This window comes from Dietzia cercidiphylli (assembly GCF_014145145.1).
Taxonomy (GTDB): domain Bacteria; phylum Actinomycetota; class Actinomycetes; order Mycobacteriales; family Mycobacteriaceae; genus Dietzia; species Dietzia natronolimnaea.
The window spans coordinates 1-17275 of record NZ_JAALEA010000294.1 but is presented as its reverse complement, the minus strand read 5'-3'; the positions used below and the strand labels follow the sequence as shown (position 1 = coordinate 17275).

The 17275-nt window shown below is 71.8% G+C and carries 11 protein-coding genes; 4 read left to right on the top strand and 7 right to left on the bottom strand.

What is annotated here, in order from left to right; translation table 11 throughout:
• Positions 1 to 245 precede the first annotated feature (245 nt).
• Positions 246 to 3182, bottom strand: coding sequence for a phosphoenolpyruvate carboxylase (gene ppc / locus G6028_RS11045; RefSeq protein WP_241730690.1), 2937 nt, complete (start codon positions 3180 to 3182; stop codon positions 246 to 248).
• A 163-nt stretch (positions 3183 to 3345) separates the two neighbouring features.
• Between ppc and G6028_RS11040 the strand changes: the two genes are divergently transcribed.
• Complete coding sequence (locus G6028_RS11040; protein WP_182658869.1) at positions 3346 to 3777, top strand: DUF4870 domain-containing protein; 432 nt, start codon at positions 3346 to 3348, stop codon at positions 3775 to 3777.
• 12 nt (positions 3778 to 3789) lie between these two features.
• On the opposite strand, the gene G6028_RS11035 is transcribed toward G6028_RS11040, so the two are convergent.
• Complete coding sequence (locus G6028_RS11035) at positions 3790 to 5541, bottom strand: AMP-binding protein (RefSeq protein ID WP_241730689.1); 1752 nt, start codon at positions 5539 to 5541, stop codon at positions 3790 to 3792.
• Positions 5542 to 5664: 123 nt separating this feature from the next.
• On the opposite strand from G6028_RS11035, the gene G6028_RS17925 reads away from it, so the two are divergent.
• Positions 5665 to 7251 carry an adenylate/guanylate cyclase domain-containing protein gene (locus G6028_RS17925; RefSeq protein WP_182658868.1) on the top strand — a complete coding sequence of 529 codons (1587 nt, stop codon included), beginning with the start codon at positions 5665 to 5667 and terminating at the stop codon, positions 7249 to 7251.
• A gap of 125 nt (positions 7252 to 7376) precedes the next feature.
• Positions 7377 to 8225: a tyrosine-protein phosphatase gene (locus G6028_RS11025; RefSeq protein ID WP_241730688.1), complete on the top strand. Its 849-nt coding sequence runs from the start codon at positions 7377 to 7379 to the stop codon at positions 8223 to 8225.
• Here the strand turns inward: G6028_RS11025 and G6028_RS11020 are convergent.
• Positions 8209 to 8598 carry a hypothetical protein gene (locus G6028_RS11020; RefSeq protein WP_182658867.1) on the bottom strand — a complete coding sequence of 130 codons (390 nt, stop codon included), beginning with the start codon at positions 8596 to 8598 and terminating at the stop codon, positions 8209 to 8211. The two genes, G6028_RS11025 and G6028_RS11020, sit on opposite strands and share 17 nt — an antisense overlap.
• A gap of 242 nt (positions 8599 to 8840) precedes the next feature.
• Here G6028_RS11020 and G6028_RS11015 point away from each other — a divergent pair, with 242 nt between their 5' ends.
• Complete coding sequence (locus G6028_RS11015; RefSeq protein ID WP_182658866.1) at positions 8841 to 9968, top strand: DNA gyrase subunit A; 1128 nt, start codon at positions 8841 to 8843, stop codon at positions 9966 to 9968.
• Here G6028_RS11015 and G6028_RS11010 read toward each other — a convergent pair.
• From G6028_RS11010 to G6028_RS10995, 4 genes are all read right to left on the bottom strand, one after another.
• Positions 9961 to 13386: a UvrD-helicase domain-containing protein gene (locus tag G6028_RS11010; protein WP_182658865.1), complete on the bottom strand. Its 3426-nt coding sequence runs from the start codon at positions 13384 to 13386 to the stop codon at positions 9961 to 9963. The two genes, G6028_RS11015 and G6028_RS11010, sit on opposite strands and share 8 nt — an antisense overlap.
• Positions 13383 to 16382, bottom strand: coding sequence for a PD-(D/E)XK nuclease family protein (locus G6028_RS11005; protein ID WP_182658864.1), 3000 nt, complete (start codon positions 16380 to 16382; stop codon positions 13383 to 13385). The genes G6028_RS11010 and G6028_RS11005 overlap by 4 nt, the downstream gene beginning before the upstream one ends.
• A 35-nt stretch (positions 16383 to 16417) precedes the next feature.
• A complete protein-coding gene (locus tag G6028_RS11000; RefSeq protein ID WP_182658863.1) occupies positions 16418 to 17011 on the bottom strand; it encodes a TetR family transcriptional regulator in 594 nt (197 codons plus the stop codon).
• Between the two features lie 47 nt (positions 17012 to 17058).
• Positions 17059 to 17275, bottom strand: a 217-nt coding sequence (locus G6028_RS10995) for a hypothetical protein (protein ID WP_182658862.1), incomplete at its 5' end; no start/stop codon positions are given.

The window sequence follows — 17275 nt, the reverse complement described above, 5'->3', positions numbered from 1 at the left end:
ACGTCCTGGCCTACCTCGGGATGGGGACGCCGTATGTGCTCGCGGTGCTCTCCCGTCTGGGCGGACCGGTGCCGTGGATCGCGGCCCTGGCGGTGGCGTGCGTGCTGCTCATCCCGCTCGCGCAGCGGCAACTGCGCTAGCGGCCCGGCCGGGGCATCGAGAAGAGCGTTTCGCACATCGCCACTCGGGAAACGCGTGCGGAACGCTCTTCTCGACGAGGATGTGGTGACGGGGTGATGGGGGGCTCAGCCCGAGTTCCGCAGCGCGGTGGCCAGGCCGTTCATCGTCAGTTGGATGCCCGTCCGCACGTCGGGGTCCCGGTCGCCCGCGCGGTAGCGCCGCAGCAACTCCACCTGCAGCACGTTGAGCGGTTCGAGGTACGGGAACCGGTTCCGGACGGAGCGGGCGAGCGCCGGGTTGTCGTCCAACAGGGTCTCCTGCCCTGTCACGGCCAGCAGCATCTCGCGGGTGAGGTCGAACTCGTCGGAGATCACCCCGTGGATCCTCCTGCCCACCTCGGCGTCCGGGACCAGCTCGGCGTACCGGGCCGCGAGGCCCATGTCGGCCTTGGCCATGACCTGCGCCATGTTGGACAGCGTGGTGCGCAGGAACGGCCAGTCCCGGTAGAGGCGCCGCAGCGTGGCCAACCGCTCCTCGCCGTCCGTCCCGCCCGCGGCGGCGTCGCCGGCATTCGCGTCACCGTCGGCGGCGCCCCTGGCGGCCGCACCCCTGGCGGCCGTACCCCCGTCGGTCTCACGCCCGCCGTCCTCGACCCAGCGCTTGAGGGCGCTGCCCACGCCGAACCAGCCGGGCAGCATGACGCGGGACTGCGACCACGACAGCACCCAGGGGATGGCGCGCAGGTCGTCGACCGTCGAGGTCTGCTTGCGGGACGTGGGGCGGGAGCCGATGTTGAGCTCGCCGATCTCGCTGAGCGGCGTGGAGGTGGTGAAGTACTCGATGAAGCCGGGGTCCTCGTGCACCAGCTCGGCGTAGGCCTCGCGGCCGAGCCTCGCGAGCGCGGCCATCACCGCGTAGGCCTGCTCGGCGTCGTCACCCAGACCCTCGACGTCGAGCAGCGAGACCTCGAGCGTGGCCGCCACCAGTGCCTCGAGATTGCGGCGGGCGCGGACCGGCTCCGAGTACTTGGCGGAGATGATCTCCCCCTGTTCGGTGATCCGCAACGCGCCCTGCACCGCGCCCGGAGGCTGCGCGAGGATCGCGTCGTAGGAGTTGCCGCCTCCGCGACCCACGGCGCCGCCCCGGCCGTGGAAGAAGCGCAGGTGCACATCCGCACGGGCCGCCGCGTCGACGAGCGCGAGCTCGGCCTCGTAGAGCGACCAGTTGGCGGCGAGGTACCCGCCGTCCTTGTTGGAGTCCGAGTACCCCAGCATGATCTCGAGCACGTCTTCCTGGGACCGTACGAGTGCGCGGAACTGGGGGAGTGCCAGGGCCGCATCGAGCATCCGGGCCCCGCCGGCGAGGTCGTCGATGGTCTCCAGCAACGGGATGAGGCGCACGGTCGACCGGGGTTCGTCCGGGCTGCCGGAGAACAGTCCGACCTCCTTGAGGAGAACGGCGGGTTCGAGCAGGTCGGACACCGAGCCGCACATCGACACGATGTAGTGCGGCACCACGTCGGGACCGAGCCCGGCCACCGCCTCCGCGGCGGCGTGCAGCACGCCCATCTCCTTGGCCGCGAACTCCGAGAGTTCCGCCCGGACGCCCAGCAGCGGACGATCGTGGGAGAGCTCGCCGAGCAGGAGCTCGACGCGGGCGTCCTCGTCGAGCGCCGCGTAGTCCTCGGAGACCCCGGCGAGCGCGAACAGCTCGGTGAGCAGATCCTCGTGCGACTCCGAGTTCTGGCGCATGTCCAGGGACTGCAGGTGGAACCCGAACGAGTTCAGCGCCCACCGCAGGTCCCGCAGTCGCGGGGCGCGCAGCAGGTCGGACCCCACCGCGGAGAGCCCGGCGTCGATCGTCTCGAGGTCCGCCGCCATCTCCTCCGGGCCGGCGTACGGGGGGTCGTCGTCCAGGCCGATGAGTCGACCGGCGGACAGCAGCACCGAGCGGGGGAGCGACGACCCGGTCGCACGGGCGCGCGCGGCGAGCCGGCGACGGACCACCCGGACCGCCTGGCGGAACGGCACGTCCTCCCGTGCCGGGCTCCCCTCGACCTCGGTGTCCGTAAGGGAGTCGGCCAACGCGGCTATCCCGGGGTCGACCTCCACGATCCGGGCCGACATCGACAACTCACGCTCGAGGAGGCGCAACTGCTCGGCGTAGTGGCCGTGGAGCAGCTCGGCCGCCCGGTCGGTGGCGAACCGCACCACGTCACCGGTGACGTACGGGTTGCCGTCGCGGTCGCCGCCGATCCACGAACCGGGACGCACCACCGCGCGGCCCCCGCACCCGAAGCGGTCGTCGATCTGGGCGTTGAGCGGCGGGATCACCTCGAGGAGAGTGGCCTCGTAGTACTGGAGCCCGGCCATCACCTCGTCCTCGATGTGGGGACGCTCGTTGCGGATGAGGGCGGTCTGCCACAGCGCGAGGACGAGCCTGCGCAGCTCGAGCTCGAGCTCGGCGAGCTCCGCCTCCGTCACGGGGTCCTGCTCCACCGAGCGCAGGCCGTCGCGACGGCCCATGAGGACGTGCACCCGTCGGGTGGCCTCGAACACCATCCGGCGACGGGTCTCCGTGGGGTGCGCGGTGAGGACCGGGGACACGCGGGCGGTGGCGCGTACGGCGGCCAGTCGCTCGTCGCCGTCCCCCTCCAGCAGCCCCGCCAACCGGGTCCACGTGACCTCCAGGTCCCCGTCGGGCGGCGCCTCGCCGGCGGCCCGGTGCATCCGCCTGCGGCGCTCCTGGTGCAGGTCCTCCGCCACGTTGGCCAGGAGCGCGAACAGGGAGAACGCACGGATGACCGGAATCGCGTCGGCGGCGCTGATGTCCTTGAACAGGGCGGACACCTCGTCCCTGTCGGCCTCCGAGCGACGGACCGCGAACGCCGTCCGGCGGGCCGTCTCGACCAGATCGAACACCCGGTCCCCGGCGTGCTCCCGGATCGTCTCGCCGAGCAGGGAGCCGAGGAAACGGACGTCGTCCCGCAGCGGGGCCACCGCCCGGGCGAGGGGATCGGTCCCCGGGTCGGTCGTGGGGTGATCCTGTGGGGTGTCTGCCATGGCCGCCAGGGTAGGCGGGGCATGTGACAGGCGGGTGAAACGTGGGATTGCGGGGGGCGGGGACGCCCGGCGCCCCGATGGGCCGTGGACCCCGGCTGCGGAACAGGACGACACGGGGGACATCCCTGATGTCCCGCAGCCGCGGGAGGCGCACACTGGGGCCATGACTCAGCAGCCCGGATTCCCGCAGCACGGCGACCCGCAGTACGGGACGCAGCAGTTCGGAGACCAGCCCGTGGCCGGGCCCGACGACCGCACCCCCGCCGCCCTCGCGCACGCGTCCAGCCTCATCGCCATGGCGCTGTCTGCCGGGTGGCTCTCCTTCGTCGGGCCGCTCGTGATGTGGTTGATCTACAAGGACCGCAGTCCGTTCGTCCGGCAGGCGGCCGCGGGGTCGTTCAACTTCAACGTCGGCCTGTGGATCATGAGCATCGTCGGGTGGATCTTCATCATCACGGTGATCGGCATCCCGATCGGGCTGGTGCTGTTGGCGGTCTCCTTCGTCCTCCAGATCGTCGGCCACCTGATCGGTACGGTGCGGGCCACCCGCGGCCGGATGATCAACTACCCGTTCCAGTTGCGCATCCTGAGCTGACGCCGCCGCTGCTCAGACCCCGGTCGGCTGCCGACCGTGGAGACTGTACTGCTCGAGCACCGAGTCGCGCACCACGCTGGTCAGCGGCCGGAACTCGTCGTCGTCGTCCCCTCCCACCAACGCGGCGCCGCCGCGCACGTAGACCTCACCGGGCCCGGTCCACGACTGCCGGCGCAGGTCGGGCTTGGCGATCTTCCGGGTCGCGGTGACCGGCATCGTCTCCATGATCCGCACGAAGCGCGGTGCCCACTTGGTCCCCATGTCGGGTTGGGTCCGGCAGAACTCGGAGAACGCGGCCGGGTCGAACGCCACGCCCGGCTCGAGCTGGATGGCCGCCATGACCTGGTCGCCCGTGCGGGGATCCGGCACGGGGTAGACGGCCACCACCAGGACGCCGGGGAAGCGGTCGAGGATCCGCTCGACCGGGCCGGCGGAGAAGTTCTCGCTGTCCACGCGGATCTTGTCCCCGGAGCGGCCGGCGAAGTAGAACAACCCGTCGGCGTCCCGGTAGCCGAGGTCGCCGGAGTGGTAGACCTCGCCGATGTTGCGCTCGGCGGTGGCCTCCGGGTTGCGGTAGTACCCCTCGAACATGGCGGCGCCGGTGAGGTTGCAGATCTCCCCGATCGCCTCGTCGGCGTTGGCCAGGCCCCCGTCGGCGTCGAACTCGGCACGCGGGCACTCGCGGCCGTCCTCGTCGAGGATCGCGACGTCCATGTAGGCACCCGCGACGCCGAGCGCGTCCGGCGGGGTGTCCGAGGTGCGGCCGATCACGACCCCGCCCTCGCTGGAGCCGTACGACTCGCCCGGTTCGACGCCGAAGCGGCGGGCGAACTCGGCGCGGTCGTGGCTCGAGGCCTCGGTCCCGAAGACGGTGCGCAGGCGGGTCTGCTTCTCCTCCGGACGCTCGGGCTGGGCGAGGATGTAGGACAGCGAGCGGCCCACGTAGTTGACGTAGGTGGCGCCGAAACGCAGCACGTCGGGCAGGAACCCCGAGGCGGAGAACTTCCGACGCATCGCGAACGTGCACCCGACGAACGCGGCGGGGGCGAACGCGGCGAACATCGCGTTGCCGTGGAACATCGGCATCGCGCTGTAGGCGACGTCGTCCCTCACCAGGTTGCGGTAGTTGATCGTGCCGAGCATCGCGAGACGGCCGGTCGAGCACATGACGGCCTTGGGTGCGCCCGTGGAGCCCGAGGTGAACAGCAGCGCGAGCAGGGTGTGGGGGTCCCGGGCGGCGTCGTGGAGCCGGGGCTCCGCCCCGGCGTGTGCGGCCAGCAGGTCCTGCCACCCGGTGGAGTCCACCTCGTGCACGGCCACGACGCCCCCCGTCCCGTCGGCCAGGGCGAGGCCGTCGAGCAGCCCGGCGCCGTGGGCGTCGGTGACGATCACGTCGCAGTCCACCCCGCGGATGTCCGAGGCCAGCTCGGCACCCCGCCGGGTGGGGTTGATGCCGATGATCGTCACACCCGCCATGGAGGCCCCGGACAGGAGGAACAGGTACTCGGGGACGTTCTCCAGCAGGACGCCGACGTGCAGGTGGCGGAAACGCTCGGGACGGCCGGCGTACGCATCGGCGTGCCTGACGGACCAGTCGGCCAGGATCGCGGCGCGGACCGCGCTCTCCGCCACGAACTCCCGCCACGTCCAGCTCGAGTCCTCGAAGAGGAGACCGGGATGGTCGTCGGTCGAGCGCTCGAGGAGGATCTCGCCGAAGGTCTCGTGACGCATGTCGTGGCCGGGGTTGAACTGAGGCGTGGTCATGAAGTTAAGTTAGCGCATTAGATGTGATCCATCCGACGATGCGGACTGCGATTCCGGGCGCGTGCGGACGCCACTCGCGCGACGATGGACACCCATCCCCCGCCCGGTAGGACTCCTTCCCCCGTGACCTTCCCTTCAGCGCACGCCCCCCGCCCGCCGTGGGGCACCCGCATGCTCGGGCTCCAGCGGGAGGAACCCCCTCGACGGAAGCAGCGGGTCCAGCGGGTGCTCACCCGGATGCTGGTGATCACGCACGGGCTCGGGGTGGTGGGGGTCTGGATCGTGATCGGACTACTGCTGCCCCTCGAGCAGGTCATCTCCGGGCGGTTCAGCCCGGCGGCCCTGGTGGTGACCCCGGTGACCGCCCTGATCGGCATCGCCCTCGGGTCGTGGTGGCTCCTGAGGGTGGTGACCAACTGGATGAGGTGGGCCGAGGAGAGCCGGCCGCCGACCGCCGCCGAGCAGGCGCGGTGCCTGTCGGCGCCGCTCGGGATCACCCTGCGGACCGGGGCACTCTGGGCGGCGGGCGGGACGGTCGTCGCGGTGGCGTTCGCGCTCGAGGATGTCCAGGCCCTGTGGGTCGTCGCGGGCGCGATCGTGGTGATCGGGTCCCTGAGCTGTGGAACGGCCTACATCGTCGCCGAGATCGCGCTGCGGCCCCTCGCCGCGCTCGCCCTGGAGGCCGGGCCGACACTGCACTCCCCGGTCATCGGCGTGCGCGGACGGTTGCAGGCCTTCTGGGTGGTGAGCTCCGGTCTACCCCTCATCGGACTCGTTCTGCTCAGTGCCTACGCCGCGGCGAACAACCAATTCCCGGTCTCGCGGCTCGTGACCATCGTGGGGATCCTCGGCCTCGGGGCCCTCGCGGCCGGCTTCGCCGCGACCTGGCTGCTCGTCTCCGCCCTGCTCGCCCCGGTGTACTCCGTCCGCTGGGCCATGGAGGACCTCGCCGGTGGCGACCTCGACGCGCGCGTCGAGGTGTTCGACGGGACCGAGCTCGGGCAGTTGCAGCGGGGGTTCAACCGGATGGCGGAGATGATCCGCGAGCGTCAGCGTCTGCGCGAGCTGTTCGTCCGCCATGTGGGTAGCCAGGTCGCGAAGGCCGCCGAGATCCAGGAACCCCATCTCGGCGGCGACACCACGTACGTCGGCGTGCTGTTCGTCGACCTCATCGGCTCCACCCGGCTCGCCTCCACGCGCCCCGCCCGGGAGGTCGTCGAGACCCTCAACGCGTTCTTCGAGGTGGTCGTGGACCGGGTCGAATCCCACGGCGGCCTGCTCGACAAGTTCCAGGGCGACGCGGCGCTGGCCGTGTTCGGGGCCCCCGCGCCCATCGCCGACCCCGCGACGGCGGTCCTCGCCTCGGCCCGGGACCTGGCCCGGGCGCTGCCCGAGCTGGTCCCCGACTGCCAGGCCGGGATAGGGGTCTCCTACGGGGAGGTGGTGGCCGGATACGTCGGGTCCGCGACCCGGTTCGAGTACACGGTGATCGGGGACGCGGTCAACGAGGCCGCGCGGCTGTGCGAGATGGCCAAGGAGCACCCCACCCGGGTGCTGGCCTCCGAGGCCGCGCTCCGGGTGGCCGCGGATCCCGAGGCAGAGCGATGGACCACGGGCGGGACGGTGGAGCTCAGGGGCCGTTCCACCCCGACCACGCTGGCCTGGCCGGCCGGGTCCCCACCGGGGCACGGCGAACCGGGTCCCGGGTGACGGGTGGGACAGCAGCGCGGTGAGATGCGGTTCCGCGGACGCCGCCTCGCACCGGTATCCGCGATCCGGTAGGAACGGAGGGGTGGTGCGTCATCCGGGCGCGCGGGAGCCGAAGGGGACGCGGGATGGGCGCAGACGCGCGCATGACCACCGGGGTCGACGCCGAGGTCGTCGGGGAGGTGGGGGCTGAGGTCGGCGCATCCGGGCCGGCCTCCGGCGACGTCCGACTGACGAGCGTGCACAACTTCCGTGATGTCGCGGGCCCGGGCTACGCGCTCCACCCGTCTGGGAGCATGGCCCGCGGTGTGGTCTACCGATCCACCACGTTGTCCGTCGGTGAGGACGACCTCGGGGTGCTCGAACGGCTCGGGGTGAGCACCATCGTGGACCTGCGGACCGGCGACGAGATCACCAGGCAGCCCGACGTGATCCCCGCCGGCGCCGACTACCTGGCCATCGACGTCCTCGCCGGGAACACCTCCGCGGCCGCATTCACCGGGGTCGGGACGTTCAGCGTGGAGGACGCCCGACGCGAGACGGCGATCATGTACGAGCGGTTCGTCCTCGGCGACGACGAGCGGTCCGGTTTCGGCCGCGCGGTCAGCGCCGTGGCGGGGTCGACGGGCCCGGCGATCGTGCACTGTACGGCCGGGAAGGACCGGACGGGCTGGACCTCCGCGGTACTGCAGTTGCTCGCCGGCGTCCGCGAAGAGGACGTGATCGCCGACTACATGCTGACCCGCGAGCTGTCCGTCGACTTCGTCAACGCCATCCGGGCGTACGTCCGGGAGGAGATGCCCGAGCGTCTCGACGCGATCGACGTGCTCATCGGGGTCGAGGAGAGCAACATCCGGCGTTCGCTGACCGCGTTGGACCGAGAATTCGGTGACGTCCGTCGATACCTCGTGGACGGCGCCGGGGTGGAGGAGGACCTGGTGGATGAGTTGGGGGCCCGCCTCAGAACAGGACGATGACGGCGCCGAGCACACCGCCGAAGGCGATCGCCTCGAGGATCACCGCGATGGTGCGACCCAACTCGGACCGGGCCACGGAGTGGACCCTGGGACCGGCCATGGTCAACGCGAACACCAGCACGAGGACCGCCACCCCGACCAGGGTGTCGGCGAGCCGCGCGGCGACGCCGTAGACCGCCCCGAGGCCGATCAGCCCCCCTGTCGCCGCGGCCGAGACCGTGGTCAACGGCGCCGGGAAGACCGCGGCCGGGGTCACCTCGCGATCCACCGGGGCGTCACGGCCGGGGTCGTCCTGCGCCGGGGCGACCTCCGCAGGAGGCGTCGGGGTGGAGCGGCTCCGGTCCCCGTCCTCGAGCATCAGTTGTCCGTTCATGTCCAGGACGATACGTCCCGTTTCCAGAGGTATCCTCCGCCATCCCTGTGGAACTGCTGGAAAAACGGAAAGTGCTGGTCAGCGTTCCGCAGCTGGCGGAGAGATCGGTCACAATCGACCGGGATCACCCTGCCCCGGGCCGTGTGGCTGCATGACCACGGGCGGGTCGGCGGGCGTAGGATTCGGGACTGATCCGGTGGGGGCCGGATCCGTTCTGGTGTGGGAAAGATCGGGGGACTGGTATGGGTGCTGTGGGTGCGGTCGGAGGCTGGTTCGAGCCCGGGGGCGATGCCGGGAGGGCGTGGGACGAGGCCGAGGCGGTACTCCTGGCGTGCGAGGACCTGGATGCCGTGATGGAGACGATCCGGCAGGCGGAATCCCCTGTCGACGCGCGACGCGCCCTCAAGCTGGGATTCGGGTTCTCGGGTAGACAGGCCGCGCTGCTCCTCACCCTTCCGGTGCTGTCGTTCACGCGGTCCGAGCGTGACCGGATGCGCGACAGCCGACGTGCACGGCTGGACCTCTTCGCCGATGTCACCGGGGCGATCCCGGTGGTCCGAAAGGACGAGGTCGAGCTCGACCCGGCGCCGGGACAGGCGGCGCGGGCGCCGGAACCGGAGTCCGCGGCGCGGGCGGAGTGGGGCGCCGAGTTCGACGGCGCCCTCGACGGGATCCGACGGGCGATGGACGATGAACAGGGCCGGGGCCCGACCGCTCCGCCGCCCGTGATCACCGAGGACCCGGGGCCCTCCGACCACGTCGTCCGTCGATCGCGGTCCGGTCGTGTCGACGAGGCCGCGGTCGTGCTCGACGAACAGGTCGGGGAGCTCTGCGACGCGATCGCAGCCCTCCTGCAGGTGGAGAGCGTCCCCGGTGCGTGGCTGGATGATCCCCGCGCGTCCGACAGCCGGACCGGGACCCTCCTCGACAGCTGCGGTGTCGACGATTCGGTGGGGATCCGGACTCTGCTGTGGCATCTGCGCCGGACAGGCCTGGATTCGGTCGAGGGTCTGTTGCCGTTCGCCGAACCGCTCGGCGCCGCCGAGGGTTTCGAGGTCCAGGCGAGGAGGTTCGAGCACGCGATGGCCGTCGGCGGACTCGGTCCGGAACCGGTGTCCGGGGCGACCTGGACCGGTCGCCTGTGGCCGATCGCGGAGCGCCGCGGGTACGGGTACGCGGTGTCCTATCGGAACGGGCCGGACGCCGGGTCCATCTGGGCGTACGGCGGGGAGGAACCGCTCCACCGCGTGTGGGATTCGGTCGTCGACCTGCTGGTCGAGCTGTACCAGGCGTTGACCACCGGTGAACCCTGTGACGCCGCGGTCGCTGCCGCGACGAACGGCCGGGTGGTGTGGACCAACCTCACCTGAGGTCCCGTCCGACGACGGTGGCCCGGCTGCCTCGGCAGAACACGAGTTCGACGCGCGAGACCGTCCGGCCGGTGGTCGTGCCGAGCAGTTCGGCGTACGCGCACAACTGCAGCAGGTACTCGTCTACGGTTCCGGTGGTCACGCTGACATCGGTCTTGTAGTCGATGACGGACAGCGACCCGTCGGGTTCGTCCACGACCAGGTCGACCACCCCGTCCACCGCCACCGGCGTGCCGTCGGCCGTGGCGAGGGTGCCCGCGACCGGCAACTCCGCCCAGTGAGGGCGGGCGGCCGCCCGCCTGACGGGTTCCGAGGTGAGGGCCGTCCGGGCGACGGCGACCATCTCCTCGACGGCCGCGGGGGTCCGGGTGCCGTGGAGATCTCCGGCCAGTCCGAGGGCGGTGAGCTGATCCGCGGCCCACTGTTCCCAGCCCCGGATGACCGAGGACGGGTCCGTGGTGTCTGTCGAGTCGGCGGTGAGCTCGGTGAGATCGGTGTGTTCGGCGAGGTGATGGACCGCGGTGCCGACGTCGGGGCCGGAGGCCAGCGGGACGCTCCGCGGTGCGGGCGGCAATTCATCCTCACGCGCGGGTGCGGGCGCGAAACGGTTCCGCAGGGCGGCGGCCAGCTGCTCAGGGAGAGGGAGCCCCTCCGTTGCGGGCGGGGTTTCGGCGGCCGCAGGGTGGACGATGCGCGTAGCCGACCACCCGGCTCGCTCCGCTGATCGGGCGGAGATCGCGTGGCTGCGCTCCGCCCAGTCTCGCGCGTCGGGGACGTCGACCGCCGGTGCCACGCCCGGATCGAGCAAGCCCTCCTCGTAGGGGATGAGCTCCGGCGCGTCGGGCTCCTCCATCACCGAGCCGAACAGTGATCCCCACAGCTTCAGGGGGGCGTGCGGCTTCGACTTGGCACGGACGAACCCGTGGCCGGATACGGCGAGCCGGCTCTCGGCCCGCGTGGTGGCCACATACAGGAGCCGGATCCGCTCCGCCAGGGAGTGCTCGGCCTCGCGCTCTGCGGCTCGCGCGAATCCCGGATCACGGACCTGCGTGGAGAAGGAGGCAACGGGGCGGGGCGGCTCGTCGTCCGTCCACAGGAGCTTGTCGCGGTCGCCGGGCCAGCCGCGGCTCATCCCGGCGAGGACGACCATGGGGTACTCGAGGCCCTTGGAGGCGTGGATGGTGGTGATCCGCACCGCGTCGACCCCGATCTCGGGGATCGCTGCCTCCGGGACGCGGGCGTCCTCAGCGGTGAGGGCCAGCGCCCAGTCGGCGTAGTTCCGCAGGTCGGCGCGGGCAGGATCGGTCGCGGACTCCTCCCACTGCCAGGCGTGTTCGATCACGAAACGGATGCGTCGCCAGAGATCGCGGCGACGCGGCGACTCGGCGACCGACTCGAAGACCATGCGGTCGTAGACGAGCCTCTCCAGCAGCTCGCCCGGTCGCCGGGTCACGCGGGCCAGCGCGGAGAGGTAGCTGATCCCTTCAGCGACCGGGGAGTGGGCCTCACCGTCGGGCGCCGGTGCGCCGGGAGCCCACGTTCCACCGGCGGCGCGCCAACGGAGCAGGTCGTCGTCGCCGCAGCCGAAGAGCGGTGAGCGGAGCGCACCGACGAGGGAGGCCTCGTCGGAGGTGTTGGCCACGGCCCGCACCGCGAGGAGAAGGTCGCGGATCTCCGGGGTGCCGTAGACGATTGACGAGGCCTCGGTCCGGAAGTCGATCCCGGCGTGGTCGAGACACTTCTCGATCATCGGCAGCGAACCCCGGGAGGGCAACAAGATCGCGATGTCGCCCAGGCGGAGCGGAGTCTGGTCCCCGTTCTTGGATTCGTGTGTCCACTTCTCGCGGATCGCGGTCGCGATCACCCGTGCGACATCCGAGGCCTCGGTCCAGTGGCGTTTCTGGCCGTCGGTCGCGTCCGGGGGACAGTGGTCGGGTTGTTCGGGGACGTCCTCGGAACGGAAGACGAAGGGGCGGGGACCGTGCTCCGGGTCGTACGGCGGGCGGCCGGGGCCCGGTTCCAGGTCCCGGTACTCGGGCTGCACGCCCTTCGCTGAGATCAGGACCTCGGAGAACACCGAGTTGACCCAGTCGAGCACTGCTCGTGAGCAGCGGAAGTTGGTGCTCAGGCGCTCGATCTCGACGCCGGGGCCGCTCTGGGCGCGCAGGTACGTGGAGATGTCCGCTCGCCGGAAACGGTAGATGGACTGCTTGGGATCCCCGACGGTGAAGAGCCTTCCGGACTCGGGACGCCGCCCCGACTCGTCGGCGGTGAGGAGAGTCGCGAGGTCGAGTTGGATGGGGTCGGTGTCCTGGAACTCGTCGATGAGGATCCGTGTGTACCTGGCCCTGACCCGGTCCCGGACCGCCCGGTCCTGCAGCAGCTCGCGGGCGAGGACGAGCTGGTCGTGGAACTGCAACGTGCCGTGTCTGCGCCGGTCGTCGGCATGTCTGCGGATCACCGGGATGAGAGCGTCCAGAACGACCGCGATGCGTGGGCGCCAGTGGGCGGACAGGACCTCGGTGCAGATCGAGGGCAGTCGTTTGATCTCCTCCTTGATCTCCTTGACCGTCTCGGCGCCACCCCAGTTCGCGCCCTTGCCCCCGTTCCCGGGTCCGAAGGGTTTGGCCAGGAGCTCCACCCAGGTCGGCGAGGCCGTCTGGTCCGTGGTGGCCGATTGCAGGTCCGTGAGCCACGCCTCGTGCCGAGCGAGGGTCTCGTACAACTTGTCCGTCTCGTCCTGGCAGGATCCGCGCCACCCGGTGATCGAGCCGACGGCGGCGATGATCTCGGCGAGGTCGGGCGTGGTCGGCAGCTCGGAGTCGGGCGCGCCGGAGTAGAGGGGTCGGGTGGGGAGGCGGTCCCAGTCGCGGTGCAGCGCCTCGACCATCTCGCGGAAGGCGGGTGTGCCGACGCCAGCGTCGAGCAGGTCGTCGACGGCCCGGGCCAGGACGCCGGAGCGCGAACCGTCCCGGTCGCCGCCGAACAGGACGGTCGCGCATTCCTGCCACATGGCGTCCACGGCCGTGGCCTCGGCGGTGTCCTGCTGGGCGGTCACCCTCGGGGGGATCCCGGCCTCCAGCGGATTCTCCGAGAGCAGGCGCAGGGCGAACGAGTGCAGGGTCCCGATCGCGGCGGTGTCGAGCCCGGCGAGCGCGGCGTCCGCGCGCTGGTCTCCGGCGTCCCGTCGGTCCACCAGGTGGACACGGAGCCGGTCACGCAACTCGGCGGCCGCTTTCTCGGTGAAGGTGATCGCGGCGATCTGCTCCACGGGCACGCCGTCGGAGAGCAGGAGGGTTCCGAGCCGGTGGACCAGGGCGTGCGTCTTTCCCGTCCCGGCTCCTGCCTCGACGAACAGGGTTGCGGAGGTGTCGCGCTCGACCCGATCCCGAGCCGGCTGGTCGTGGAGTTGGCTCATGAACTGCTGTCCGATCCTGTCTCGGTCTGGTCGCCGGTGAGGATGCCGGAGAATGCGGGGTGGGACGCCAGTGGTTCCTGCCTGGACAGCCTCTCCCACGTCCGATCCAGGTCCGCGCCCCCTAGGAGATCGGCGAGGTCCCGCGAGGACCCGCGGCCGCCCTTGAGCGGGAACCATCCCCGTTGGATGGCGTCGACCAGGTTCCCGACGTCCGAGCGGACCCGGTCCATGACGGTGTCCGAGACGGCGAGGGAGATCTGTTCGAACCCGCCGCGCTCGGTGCAGTACCAGTAGCGGACCTCGCTCACCGGCACGTCCCGGGCGGCGGCGGCCGCGGCGTAGAGGGGGAGCTGGAACCGGGTGCCGGACACGGTGGGGTCCTCCTCGCTCGGGCGTTGCTCCGACCCGGGAGGCTTCCCGGTCTTGTAGTCGGTGACGCGTTGTGTGCCGCCCCGGACGTCGAGTCGGTCGATCGATCCGGCCAGGAGCAGGGTCTCCGGTCCGCGGGCGGTGGTCACCTCGAACGGGATCTCGACCGTCGGTTCCCCGGGTACCTCGCGTCCGAATCCGAGTTCGGTGGCGGTGGGCCGCCAGCCCGCGTCGGCATCGGTGTTGTCCTCCTCGAACCACCGGCCGAGCTCGGCGGCCAGGAGCATCTGCCGACGGCGCCACAGCGGGGCGAGCAACCCGGGGGCCTCGGTGACGGCCTTCTCGCACTCGTCCCGGAGCGCACGCATGAGCAGGTCCCGGTCCGGACCGGCCCCCAGCTCGAGTCGAGCGGACACGTATCGCTGCAGGATCGCGTGGACCAGGTCGCCGTAGTCGCGCAGGTCCATCTCGATGTCCGCCGCCGGATCGTCGAGTACACGGACGCGGAGGACGGTGCCGAGGAAGAACAGGTAGGGACTCTGGGCCCAGTCCTCCAGGCGGGTGGGTGAGACCGGCGCGTCAAGCACTGTCACCAGGTCGTTCACCGCAGAGACGTCCCCGGTGAACCGTGAGAAGACCCCCAGTCTCCGGTCCCGGCGCATCTCGTGGGCCCGCAGTAGCAGCTCCGGCGCCCCCGGCCCCGCCCGCCACCCGCCGGCCGCGAGTTCGCGCAGGCGCAGTTCGGTGGTGGTGGCCGGATCGGGACCCAGGAGGGACGGCGGGGAGAGGACGCCGTCGAGGAAGGAGGGGACCGCGGTGACGGTGGGGCACCCCGCCAGGGCCTCCTGCCACCTGGTGGCGTGGACCCGCCGACCGGCGAGGCGCGACAGCGTGGGTAGAAGCCACCGCGACGGGATGCGGTGTCCGCCACCCCGCATCGAGCCGCGGGGGAACGAGCACAGGCGTCGTGCCGAGCCCGCGGCCAGTGCCAGTTGGAGCACCCGGTAGCGCTCGTCGAGCAGCTCGGAGGCCGAGGGGTCGACCGCGCCCTCGGGCAGGAGCGGATCGGGTCGGTGGAGGACGGGTAGCAGCCCCTCAGCCATGCCCACCACGCACACCGTGTCGAGATCCCGGCCGACCGCGTCGTCGATCGGGCCCAGGCTCACGCCCGATCCCTCCTCGCCGACCCGGTCGGCGAGGGAGTCCAGCCGCGTGGTCACGGCACCGACGATCCGCTCGCGGGTGATCGCGGGGGAGATGGTGTCCAGGTCGGCGAGCGAACCGACGGCGGCCTGCACGGCCGCCCGGTCGAGGCTCTGCCGGAAAAGCGAGGTGAGCATGGAGTTCACCGTCGCGGCGACCTCGGACCAGGTCCGTGCGGAGTCCAGGGCAGCGAGGGCGGACCGGACCTGATCGACGAGGCGCAGCAGAGCCGCGGCGGCCGCCCGGTCGGAGTCGGTCAACTCGACACCGGTGGACCCGGACCCGGCGTCGGGCCGGGGCCCGGACGGATCCGGCCGGGCCCCGAGGTGGTCGGCCAGGCGGGCCCAGTCACCCGCGCCGATCACGGGGAAACGCGTGCGGGTGAGCAACTCCAGGCGGCGCGACGAGACCGGGGCCCCGTGGTCGTCCAGGATCGTCACAGCCCCCTCGGCCACGATCGAGAGCAGTTCGGCCCGCGGCATGAGGTCCGGGTCGATCTCGAGCAACCGGGTGAGGGAGCGGCCGGCGGGCGTGCGGCCGAGATCGGTGACGGAGGGCCCGTTGACGACGATCTCCGCCTCGTCGAACGCGCGGAGCAGCAGGCGCAGGTAGGGATCCGGCGATGGGTAGTAGACGCCGATCCGGTGCCCCGGTATCCCGGCCGAGAGGCGCGAGCGAACGAACCGGACGACCGCCCGCACCTCGTCGTCCGAGTCCGAGGCGTGCAGCACGTGGGTTCCCGTGACCGCGCCCTCGCCGTCGGGTTCCGCCGCGGAGGCCAGGTGGTCGGCTCCCGTCCCGGGGACCGGCGTGACCCCGAGCGCGTCCAACGCGGCGCGTAGGCGCCGTTCGGCCTCCGTCCCCCTCAGCGGAGCCGCGAGGACGATCCGGCCGAGTGCGTCCAGCCTCCCCAGCGCGTCAGACACCGCCTCGAACTGCGTGTAGTAGGTGGCACCGGTCATCGACAGTGCCTGCCCCGACAGCCGGAGCACCTCGGAATGGAGGGGGTTGTCCGGCGCCACCGACCCCGCCTCCACGGTGCCCAACCGCAGGCAGGCCTGTGCCACCGCCTGGCCGGTGACCGGCTCGGCGGCGACCGAACTCAGGCGACCAGGGTCGGCGTCCAGGGCCTTCTCCACCGCGGCCTCGAGGAGGGGGAACGGTAGGGCCGCGCGAGGGGCCAGTGCCGGCGCGGACAGGTCGGTCACCACCTGTGCGGCCGTCCGCACCGCGACGTTCACCGCGCCCCCGGACAGCGCCAACGCCCGGACGAGGTCCCTCGCGGCACCGAACGACGCCACGATGACGGTGATCCGGCCGATCGGGTCGGAACCGCGGAGCCGACGGACCTCGCTGATGACGGGGGCGAGGGTGGAGGGAGGGGAGCCGTCGTCGGGACTGGGGCGGGACTGGGTTCCGGTCACATCGCCATGGTGCCCCACGGGTACGACACGACGACTCAACCGATGCCGATCACGCGGGTCGCGGCAACCGCCCACCGCGCGGCGTCGATGACGACCCCCGGGTGGTCCTGCCGGTGCGGGATCACCGACTCGACCACCCGGAAGGGCAGGTCGAGATCCGGATCACCGGGATCGAGGTCGGGGCGACACCGGGCGACGAGCTGCCGGTAGATCCCCCTCAGTTCCGACCGTGCGGCCCGGAAACCCTCGAAGTCCTCCCCGGCCAGCTCCGGGAGCACGTACAGCATCCCGATGTTCCAGCGCGAGGCCAGGAGCCACTCGACGTCGATCGTCGCCAGCGCCAGGAGGCTCTCCCCCGGGTCCCGGCTGGCGTCGAGGAGCCCCCGGGCGCTCTCGAGGGTCGGCCGCACCGTCGAGTCGAGGAGGGAGATGAGCATCGCGGCCTTGGTGGGGAAGTGCGTGTAGAGCGACGCCTGGCGAATCCCCACGGCGTCCGCGATGGCCCTCGTGGAGGTCGCCGTGTACCCGCGGGTGGTGAACAACTCCGCCGCCGCGTCGAGGATCTCGTCCGCCGGGGTGGCCCCGGGACGCCGCCGGCCGACGAGGCGGGGTCGTCCGGGTGAGGACACGGTGCTCCCTTCGGGTGGTGGCCCGCGATGCGGGTCGTGCCGGGTGGTCAGGTGTCGTGCGGGGTGCCGCACCGGTCCATCGTGACACGGAGGAATTCGAACCGGTGTGCCGTCGGATCGACGCTGCGGCGAGGGGGCGCCGGCATGGAGGAGACGGCGGCCTGGACCCACGACTCGCGGTCGGTCCGGCTGAAGTCGAGATCCACCCCGTGGGCGCGCGCGGCGAGGAGGGCGGCGACGGCGGCGGCGCGGCCGTTGCCCTCG